At 60.9% G+C, this 9,810-nt stretch carries 8 protein-coding genes, 1 tRNA gene and 1 rRNA gene; 3 read left to right on the top strand and 7 right to left on the bottom strand.

What is annotated here, in order from left to right:
* Positions 1 to 51 precede the first annotated feature (51 nt).
* Positions 52 to 1,779, top strand: a complete 1,728-nt coding sequence (locus tag NH14_RS30440; RefSeq protein WP_035534949.1) for a ShlB/FhaC/HecB family hemolysin secretion/activation protein — start codon at positions 52 to 54, stop codon at positions 1,777 to 1,779.
* On the opposite strand, the gene NH14_RS30435 is transcribed toward NH14_RS30440, so the two are convergent.
* The 6 genes from NH14_RS30435 to NH14_RS30410 form a co-directional block, all read right to left on the bottom strand.
* Entirely contained in the window at positions 1,776 to 2,093 is a 318-nt protein-coding gene (locus tag NH14_RS30435; protein WP_035534946.1) for a hypothetical protein, read from the bottom strand. The genes NH14_RS30440 and NH14_RS30435 overlap by 4 nt on opposite strands.
* Positions 2,094 to 2,507: 414 nt before the next feature.
* The gene (locus NH14_RS30430; RefSeq protein ID WP_420874236.1) at positions 2,508 to 3,545 is read right to left on the bottom strand and encodes a phage head spike fiber domain-containing protein; all 1,038 of its coding nucleotides are present in this window, start codon (positions 3,543 to 3,545) and stop codon (positions 2,508 to 2,510) included.
* A gap of 215 nt (positions 3,546 to 3,760) precedes the next feature.
* Positions 3,761 to 4,051 carry a spike base protein, RCAP_Rcc01079 family gene (locus NH14_RS30425; RefSeq protein ID WP_052148619.1) on the bottom strand — a complete coding sequence of 97 codons (291 nt, stop codon included), beginning with the start codon at positions 4,049 to 4,051 and terminating at the stop codon, positions 3,761 to 3,763.
* A 16-nt stretch (positions 4,052 to 4,067) separates the two neighbouring features.
* Positions 4,068 to 4,250: a hypothetical protein gene (locus tag NH14_RS30420; RefSeq protein ID WP_035534940.1), complete on the bottom strand. Its 183-nt coding sequence runs from the start codon at positions 4,248 to 4,250 to the stop codon at positions 4,068 to 4,070.
* 20 nt (positions 4,251 to 4,270) lie between these two features.
* Positions 4,271 to 4,456, bottom strand: a complete 186-nt coding sequence (locus NH14_RS30415; RefSeq protein WP_035534938.1) for a hypothetical protein — start codon at positions 4,454 to 4,456, stop codon at positions 4,271 to 4,273.
* Positions 4,453 to 6,057 (bottom strand): LPD38 domain-containing protein, encoded by a 1,605-nt coding sequence (locus NH14_RS30410; protein WP_152617366.1) that lies wholly within the window; start codon positions 6,055 to 6,057, stop codon positions 4,453 to 4,455. Before NH14_RS30410 ends, NH14_RS30415 begins: the two co-directional genes overlap by 4 nt.
* Positions 6,058 to 6,069: 12 nt before the next feature.
* On the opposite strand from NH14_RS30410, the gene NH14_RS30405 reads away from it, so the two are divergent.
* Positions 6,070 to 7,761: a recombinase family protein gene (locus NH14_RS30405; RefSeq protein ID WP_331253480.1), complete on the top strand. Its 1,692-nt coding sequence runs from the start codon at positions 6,070 to 6,072 to the stop codon at positions 7,759 to 7,761.
* Here NH14_RS30405 and NH14_RS30400 read toward each other — a convergent pair.
* Positions 7,718 to 7,794: transfer RNA gene (locus tag NH14_RS30400), tRNA-Met, on the bottom strand. The two genes, NH14_RS30405 and NH14_RS30400, sit on opposite strands and share 44 nt — an antisense overlap.
* A gap of 475 nt (positions 7,795 to 8,269) precedes the next feature.
* Between NH14_RS30400 and NH14_RS30395 the strand changes: the two genes are divergently transcribed.
* Positions 8,270 to 9,802 (top strand): 16S ribosomal RNA (locus NH14_RS30395).
* Positions 9,803 to 9,810: the final 8 nt, after the last annotated feature.

Raw genomic sequence — 9,810 nt, 5'->3', positions numbered from 1 at the left:
GCGCTCTCACTGACGAGAGCGTCTCCCACACGATTTGCAATCCAAACTAACATGAAAATCCCAAAGAGACTGGCGGCTCTGCCGCTTACAGTCCTGGTCACGCTCGCACCCAATGTCCCCGCGCAAAGCCTGGGCGGCATCGAAACCGAACAGAACCAGCAGCAACGGCGTGACGCGCAGCAGCGTGAGGCGGCCGTGTCGGCGCCCGTTGTGCGCTCCGACCTGCCGACGATCGAAGCGTATCCCGTGCTGCCTCACGAATCGCCGTGCTTTCGCATCGACCGTTTCGCGCTCGACGTGCCTGAAACGCTGCCGGCCGCCACGCGAACGAAAGGCGCGTCGGCCTTGCCGCAAGACCCGTTTGCGTTTGCGCGCGAATGGCTCGACCACTACAAGGGGCAATGCGTCGGCAAGGAAGGTATCGACGTGCTCACGAAGGGACTGCAACAGGCGATTCTCGCCCGCGGCTATGTCACCACGCGTGTACTCGTGCAGCCGCAAGACCTGACGGGTGAAACCCTGACATTCGCGCTCGTGCCCGGTGTCGTGCGCAGCATCAGCTTCGCGGACCCGTCCATGTGGGGAACCTGGAAGACCGCCTTCCCTGAGCGTAGTGGCGATCTGCTGAACGTTCGCGATCTGGACCAGGGCATCGAGCAGATGAAGCGCGTTCCGAATCAGGACGTGAGCATGGAAATCCGGCCGGCCGACGTGCCAGGCGAAAGTGACGTTGTCCTCACGGTCAAGCGCTCAAAGCCCTGGACGTTTGTCGCTTCGGTCGATAACTCGGGTACGGAATCGACGGGCAAGTGGCAAGGCAACGTCAGCCTTGGCCTGAACAATCCGCTTGGACTGAACGACATCCTGTCACTCGGGGCGAATCAGGACCTGTCATTCGGGAACAAGGCGCTCGGCTCGCACGGCTTCAACGGTTCGTATTCCGTGCCGTGGGGATACTGGACCGCGACGCTTTCGGGCAACACGAACACGTACTATCAGAACATCGCGGGCGTGAACCAGACTTTCGTTTCCAGCGGGAACTCGCAGACTGCGGCGCTGCGCATCGCGCGCGTACTTTCCCGCAGCCAGAACGATGTGCTCGGCGGCTATGTCCAGCTTTCGAAGCGCTTCGGCGACAGCTTCATCGACGACGTGACCATTCCGACTCAGGCGCGCAACAACACGTTCCTGGAGTTAGGCGCGACCGACAGGCACTACTTCGGCGCGGCGCAGTTCGATGGCATGCTCGCCTACCGCCAGGGTATCGGCGGTTTCGGCGCGACGTTGGACCCGTATCCTGACGGCCCGACGTACCGCTTCAATATGGCCGTGCTCGACGCGAACCTCTCGGTGCCGTTCGCAGTGGGAAGCCAACGTTTCGCCTATGTCGGGACCATCCACGGCCAGTTCACGAACGACACGCTGTTCTATATCGACGACCTGACCATCGGCAGCCGCTACACGGTGCGCGGGTTCGACGGCGAAACGATGCTCGCAGCAGAGAAAGGCTTTTACTGGCGCAACGAACTGCAATGGCCTGTGTTCAACACAGGGCAAACGCTGTATGCAGGGATCGACTACGGGCGCGTGTTCGGACCGAACACGGAACTACTGGCGGGAACACAACTGGCGGGCGCGGTGATTGGTATTCGAGGCGGTATGCCGGCGAAGTTTGTCGGCGTGTCTTATGACCTGTTCGCGGGCACGCCGATCTACAAGCCTTCGGGATTCCCGACTGCCCGCGTGACAGTCGGGTTCCAGTTGACGGCGGCGTTTTAGGCTCGTGCTCCTTGCTGCACGTATGAGCGGCGCGCAACGGTCTGCGCCTCGTCCATGAGCTTGAACGCCTCGTCGGTGCTCAGGCTGACATCTGGCAGGCAGCGTGCGTCGCGCACAACCGCTTCGACGAGTTCGCGCCAGGCTTCATTGTCAGCCGTGTAGTTTTCGACCGTATCCAGCAGGAGCAGCAGAGCGGTCCGCTCGTTGGCGCGGTCTTCGACCGTAATTACGGGGTTGCGCAGGATGTTCGCGGCAAGAAGCGAAACCGCGCGGAGCTGCGTGATGGACACGTCACAGCGTTTGAGCGTGGACATGGCGAGTTGGGCGTAACGGTCGGCCCTGACGTTTTGGTGTTTGCTTCGTTGGTCTTTCACGGTGCTGCGTCCTCCACTGTCAAAAGGGAGCCCGCAACCGAAGGATGGTGAGCGGGCACGATGACAGGGTTGGCGGACCGGGACTGACAACCATTACCGGCAGACCCGAAGGTCTCCCCGCCACGGCCCGCCCATTGACAACGGACGTGCAGAAGCGAAGGCACGACCTGCTATCGCAGGCGTGCGCGGTTGCTACAGTCGTCAGGCCGCCAAGCCTGAGTCGCCGTGTCTCGGCGACATCTGGAGTATAGAGGCGCTGCGCGGGCGATTGGTCAACCGCGTTGGCTAATTCCAGCAACTGACATTATTTCAGAAATTTCCTGGGTGCGGATCAATGCAAGCTGACAGAGTTGCCTACGTGAGCACGGTCGCGGCGGCCGGTTCAGCGTCGCTGAGCCGGCGCGGCCAGTACGCCAAAGATCGCGCCAAGACGTTCGAGGCGAATTGATGATTGCGTGCGGAGGCAATGGAAAGCGTCTTTGCCGGTACAGCTTTCGCGCCCGCTACGGTCACGGCCTTTTGTCCGTTCGCCGATGCGCTGGCCGATGCGCCGCCCGCGCTCCACGCGATTCCCGCCCTGAAACGCTGACCGTCAGCCAGCGTCACTCCGAGTCCCGTTCCGCCCGGACTACCACAATAGGCCGTCAGCGCGCCGCTGCCGTTGACCTTGTACAGACCGATGCCGTTGTCTGTACCATCGTCCAGGGAAAAGGCGAACATGCCGCCACCGCTCACGCCATGGAACGAGCCGTCAAACACCAACGTGCCGTTCTCCTGGTCGAGAAATGACAAGTCACTGGTTGACAGGAAGTCGCTATATCGCGACGTGGCAACAGAGGTGGTCGGAATATAGCTGGTGGGCGTACCCGATTCGAGCTGCGAACCGCCATGCAGCAACCACGATGTACCATCGCCGGGGTAGCTATGTGCGCCGGCACGATCCATATACGTTGTGCCGCGAATAACGGTCGCGGAAGTCACCAGACCGGTGATGCGGCACTCGAACCACCCCGCCGAGAGCGGCACGCATACGGCGTTGCCAAGTTTCCACGCGCCTTTTCCTGCGTAGGTCGCAGTGACCTGGCCGGTGTTCAGGTCAAAGGTTGCGTAGCAATAGTCGGTGGTTGAACCGTCGGTCAGCATGACCTGCGCCGACGTGCGCGTACCGGCGCGCAGGCGGCTGTAATGCGAATACGTCGTGGCCGACGTAATCGACACACCAAACGTCTGCGATATGGCGTGAGCGCCCGTGCTGGTGTCTTCCGTAACCCGCCTGGCGAGGGTCTGCTGGTCGACCGTCAAGGTGCCGTCGATCTTTGTGCCAATACCATACTGTGCCCACTTTTCGGCCTGGCCCGACCAGGTGAGCGAGTTCACTCGCGCACTCTCCATGCGCAAGCCTGACGCCGCACCGCTCGCGGGATCGTGATCGAAACGGGCTACGTTGCCCTCGGCGGTTTGCATGACGCACGACGCGTCGAACCATGTTCCCGTGGACGCGCGGCTGAACGTCCAGCCAGGCGGCACGGCCGGGTTGCGAATGAAGTCCAGCACAAACAGGGGCGCGCCGGCCCACCGTCGCCGGTCAATCGACAGTCCGACGCCGATCATAGGAGCGCCACGAGGTTTGCCGCCGTCGTGCCCGATGCTTTCACTGCTACGGGGCGCACGTCCAGAATCTCGCCCGCGTAACAGTTCTTGAACAGCACGTCGACATTGTCGGACCCGGTCACGTTCACGTCGCCCGAAACACCAACACGGATCGCGCGGGGCCGCTTTGGCAGGCGTGCGGAATCGCTGGGCGTGATGGCGTAGAACGTCGCGGCCGGACTGTCGAGTTCGACCGGAAAGGTCTCGAATGCGTCCGGTATCCAGACCGGAGTGGCAGTGTCGGCCATGATATGCCTCGCGCGCTCAAGATTCGGCGGTCGTGCCGGCCGGGACCATTCCCATTTCCAGTTCGCGCAGCTCGATGATGCCGTTGGGCGCGTCGAATACTTCTTCGGCGCCTGCATCGAGCGTCGTGTCGTTGATCGTGTCGTGATCGATAATGACGCGGACCGGGGTGTCGCCTTCGTTGCCAATGCGCAATCTCATGACTGCCTCCATCGTTGGGGTTACTGCTGCGGATGTTTGAGCCGGTCAAGCAGGCCGGCCTGTTGCTGCTGCGGTAACGACACGCCGCCGCCGTGGCCGCCCGTGTCGCTGATCGAGTTGCTGTCGCCTTCGATATAGACGACGGTACAGGCGCCAAGCGGCGCGAGCATCAGCGCAGCGATGCCTGTTCGAAGTGAGGGAATCATGGTTGCTGTGCCTCGCGATATGCCTTGTTCGCCATCATCTGCACGGTGCGCAGACGCTGGTTCAACTGGCGCACGGCCTGCTGCCGCTGCGCCGGGTCTTCGGTGCCTTCGGCTTCCTTGCGCTGCCGGTAGAGCGCCTTGATTTCGTTGTTCGCCGCGTCGTAGATGGCGAGCCTGCGCGGCACATCGGGATTCGCCGCATCGAACCGGTCGAGCGTGCCGCTCTCCTGCGCATACTTGCGCTCGGCCCCGGCTTTCTGCATGTCGGCGTAGTTTTGCCGGAAGTCGGTCACGTCCTGGTTCATCACGCGCGAGCCGAACGTCTGCGCGAACGGAATATCGGATAGCGACAGTTCCGTGCCGGCTTTCTCGCCCATCAGTTGAATCGCGCGAACGGCATCCATGACGCCGTTTCCGCCGTAGCTGCGCAGCAGGTATTGCAGCGTTTCGGGGTACACGTCGACACCCGTACCGTCGTGCAGTTCTTTCGCCGCTTCCTTGAACATGGCGGGCGTTCCGGGGTAGCTCTCGGCGAAGTGCAGCTTCGAACCGGTCCACTCGTCCGGTTTGTGGATCGGCGAGCCCTGCGCATTCTGGTTCATCGCGAGTTGCAGCAGCGGCTTCATGAGCGAAGGCGCGAACTGCTGCATCGCCCAGGCCGAAACGTCTTTGGTCGGGTCAATCGGCGAGAAGTTCGACAGCAAGGCATCCTTCGCGATGTTGCCGGCGAACGTCGGGCCATCGTCGACGCCATCGGCATAGCGATGCAGCGCCGCCGCCAGTGTGAGTGCGATACGCGAATAGCCGAACCCCACCGGGAATTTCCAGCCCTTGCCGGTCGGGTCGTCGGGATCGAGCAAGGTCAGATACCGGCTGGTCTGACTGAGCGGAACCTTGTTCAGCCGCGCGACGCCGTCGTCGTCGGTGCCGCTCATGGCTTTCATGGCGCCGTACAGCCCGTACATCATGGCGAACTGTGCGGCCATCACGGCGGCGCCCCGTGGCGTTCGCAATGATTGCGCCATCCGGCGCGCGTCGAACAGCGCGGGACCGGCGAACGTATAGAGCGCGCCGAGTTGCCGCCCCCATCGTCCCTTGGTCTCGAAGTTCATCGTGTTCTTGGCGTACAGTGCGGCGTCCTGCTCCGGCATGCCCGAGTCGACAAGCGCCTTGAACAGTGCGATGCGGCTCGTCATTTCCATGTGCTCGTTCACATGGTCGATAAACGAATGAACCTTCTCGCCGGCCGCTTTCGCCTGGTGCCAGCGCGTCGCGCCGGCCGTCTTCGCAAACTCGTTCTCGATGTTGTGCATCGTGTCGTTGCGGAACAGGTCGCTGTACATCGTCGCGCCGCCGAGCTTTTCGAACCGCTCGCGCCACTGGTGGTACTCGCTTCCCGGCTTGTCTTTCCACTGCGTCATGTACTTCGCATTGTTCGCCAGCATCCGGCGCATCGCGCCGGCCCGATCCGCGACCGGCGCATCGGCGGCAATCAGCCCGAGCTGCGATTGCACGTCGCGAATCTTGTTCATCAGCGGGAACGTCGGGTTGTAGCGCGTATAGATGCCCGACAGCAGCCGCGTTGCCTTGCTACGTGACAAGCATCCCGAAGCATGGCAAGCGCTGATAAACCTGCTCGTGCGCAGCGTGGCGCGCGACATGGTTCAGGGCTCGGAACCGGCAAACAACAAGGAGAACGAAAAACAATGCGAGTGGCAATCTACGCACGCTTCTCGACCGATAAGCAGAAAGAGACATCTGTCACGGATCAAGTGAAGGTATGCGCGAAGTGCGCGCATACCTTCGACGACTGCGAAATCGTCGCGCAGCACTCGGACGAAGGCGTTTCAGGCTCGACGCGGGTCGAGTCCCGCGCGGGCGGCAAGAAGCTGATGGCCGACGCGATGGCGGGCCACTTCGAGGTGCTGGTTGTCGAAGCGCTCGACCGCCTGTCGCGCGACCAGGTCGAGCAGGAAACGATACTTCGACGGCTCGAATTTCGCGGTATCCGCATTATCGGCGTGGCGGACGGCTACGACTCGACTTCGAGCAGCCGCAAGGTGCAGCGCGCGGTTCGCGGTCTCGTGAACGAACTCTACATCGACGACTTGCGCTGCAAGACGCTACGCGGCCAGACGGGCCAGGTCGAACGCGGATTCGTGGCGGGTGGCAAAAGCTACGGCTACGACATCGTCAAGACGGACCACGGCAGCGACTACCGTGTGAACGAGGAACAGGCCAAGTGGGTGCGGTTCATCTTCGAGAAGTTCGCGGCCGGCTGGTCAACCTTCCAGCTTTGCGACTACCTGAACGCCAACGGCGTGCCGTCGCCGTGCAATTCGACGTGGATGCGGTCGGCGCTGTATGGCTCGCCGCGCAAGGGGAGCGGCATCCTGAACAACTCCGCCTACATCGGCGTGTACATCTGGAACCGGTCGCAGTGGATCAAGGACCCGGACACGGGCGCGCGCGTGCGGCAGGACCGGCCCGAGAGCGAATGGACGACGGAACACCGCGACCACTACCGGATCGTGACCGACGAAGTCTGGCAAGCCGTGCGCGCCCGCATGGGAACCGACCGGCTGAACGCCGGCACGAGCGGGGCCGGCCGGCCACCGCGCACGCTCTTTGGCGGGCTGCTGCGCTGTCCGTCGTGCGGCGGGGCAATGGTGGCGGTCAGCGCGCGCGCCTACGGCTGCGTCACGCGCAAGGAACGCGGCTCGGCGGCGTGCCCAGGCGTGCATCTGCGGCGCGAGCAGACCGACGAGCGTTTGCTTGGCGTGCTGCGCGACGAACTTGGCGCGGACGTATCTCAGGCGGACATCGAAGCAGCAGTTCGCCGGTACTTCGCGGGCGAGTATGCCGGCGCGCAGGAATCGGCGAAACAGATCAAGGAAAAAATTGGGGAGCTTACGGACGAGATTGCGAACCTGACTGCCGCACTCGCGAAGATCGGCGTGTCCGATGCGCTGCTGGAGGCGCTGTCGAAGAAGGAGCGAGAGAGGGAAGCGCTCAAGCGGACACTGGCGCATACGCAGGTCAATGCGGACCAGTTCACGGACATCGCGCGGCGCGTGCGCGAGAGAACGAATGAGCTAAGGGAGGCGTTATCGGGAGACGCAACAGCGGAAGCACGACAGATTATCGCGAAGCTGATGGGGCCGATTGGGATTGAACTGCGAGACGGCGCGTACTTCGCTGCCTTTGATGACGTATCTGAACGGATGCTGCTCAGTGCAACCGGAGAAATGTCTCCAATTGTGGTTGCGGGGGTAGGATTTGAACCTACGACCTTCGGGTTATGAGCCCGACGAGCTGCCAGACTGCTCCACCCCGCGGCGCGAAGTGTACTGAGTCCGTCGGTTCTGGTCAACATGTTTTGCTTTCGGGCTCGCAAAAGGTCCCGCAAGCCATATGCGCCGCTCCACGTTCAGGCGGCGACATGCGTGCCCACATCGCGAGCGGCGGCAACGTATCTTCACATTGAGCGTCGGACCTCAAAATAAATATTCGAGATTCACTTGACGAGAAGTTCATGGGGCTGCATAATTCGCCTCCCTTCTGATGCGGGGCGCGAGAAAACAAGCTGATTTAAAGGCTGTTTTCGAGCGATTGCTCTTTAAAAATTTACAGCCGATAAGTGTGGGCGCTTGATTCGATTGAGCTCCTCGCCGTGATTTTTGGTCTGGCGAGATAGCGAAAGTATCAAGAGTCTCACACAAAAGTAAGTCAGGTTTTTGAATTTGATTCAGAACCTGTCAGCTTTGAGTGAGCGACCGGTTTCGAGAGAAACCGAAAACAGTAACAGGTATTGAACTGAAGAGTTTGATCCTGGCTCAGATTGAACGCTGGCGGCATGCCTTACACATGCAAGTCGAACGGCAGCACGGGTGCTTGCACCTGGTGGCGAGTGGCGAACGGGTGAGTAATACATCGGAACATGTCCAGTAGTGGGGGATAGCCCGGCGAAAGCCGGATTAATACCGCATACGATCTTAGGATGAAAGCGGGGGACCTTCGGGCCTCGCGCTATTGGGGTGGCCGATGGCGGATTAGGTAGTTGGTGGGGTAAAGGCCTACCAAGCCGACGATCCGTAGCTGGTCTGAGAGGACGACCAGCCACACTGGGACTGAGACACGGCCCAGACTCCTACGGGAGGCAGCAGTGGGGAATTTTGGACAATGGGGGAAACCCTGATCCAGCAATGCCGCGTGTGTGAAGAAGGCCTTCGGGTTGTAAAGCACTTTTGTCCGGAAAGAAATCCTTTGGGCTAATACCCCGGGGGGATGACGGTACCGGAAGAATAAGCACCGGCTAACTACGTGCCAGCAGCCGCGGTAATACGTAGGGTGCAAGCGTTAATCGGAATTACTGGGCGTAAAGCGTGCGCAGGCGGTGATGCAAGACCGATGTGAAATCCCCGGGCTTAACCTGGGAACTGCATTGGTGACTGCATCGCTGGAGTATGGCAGAGGGGGGTAGAATTCCACGTGTAGCAGTGAAATGCGTAGAGATGTGGAGGAATACCGATGGCGAAGGCAGCCCCCTGGGCCAATACTGACGCTCATGCACGAAAGCGTGGGGAGCAAACAGGATTAGATACCCTGGTAGTCCACGCCCTAAACGATGTCAACTGGTTGTCGGGCCTTCATTGGCTTGGTAACGTAGCTAACGCGTGAAGTTGACCGCCTGGGGAGTACGGTCGCAAGATTAAAACTCAAAGGAATTGACGGGGACCCGCACAAGCGGTGGATGATGTGGATTAATTCGATGCAACGCGAAAAACCTTACCTACCCTTGACATGTACGGAATCCTGCTGAGAGGCGGGAGTGCCCGAAAGGGAGCCGTAACACAGGTGCTGCATGGCTGTCGTCAGCTCGTGTCGTGAGATGTTGGGTTAAGTCCCGCAACGAGCGCAACCCTTGTCCCCAGTTGCTACGCAAGAGCACTCCGGGGAGACTGCCGGTGACAAACCGGAGGAAGGTGGGGATGACGTCAAGTCCTCATGGCCCTTATGGGTAGGGCTTCACACGTCATACAATGGTCGGAACAGAGGGTTGCGAAGCCGCGAGGTGGAGCCAATCCCAGAAAACCGATCGTAGTCCGGATCGCAGTCTGCAACTCGACTGCGTGAAGCTGGAATCGCTAGTAATCGCGGATCAGCATGCCGCGGTGAATACGTTCCCGGGTCTTGTACACACCGCCCGTCACACCATGGGAGTGGGTTTTGCCAGAAGTGGCTAGTCTAACCGCAAGGAGGACGGTCACCACGGCAGGATTCATGACTGGGGTGAAGTCGTAACAAGGTAGCCGTATCGGAAGGTGCGGCTGGATCACCTCCTTTCCAGAGCT

The sequence above is a fragment of the Paraburkholderia sacchari genome, assembly GCF_000785435.2.
Lineage (GTDB): Bacteria > Pseudomonadota > Gammaproteobacteria > Burkholderiales > Burkholderiaceae > Paraburkholderia > Paraburkholderia sacchari.
This window is presented reverse-complemented; position numbering and strand designations above follow the sequence as displayed.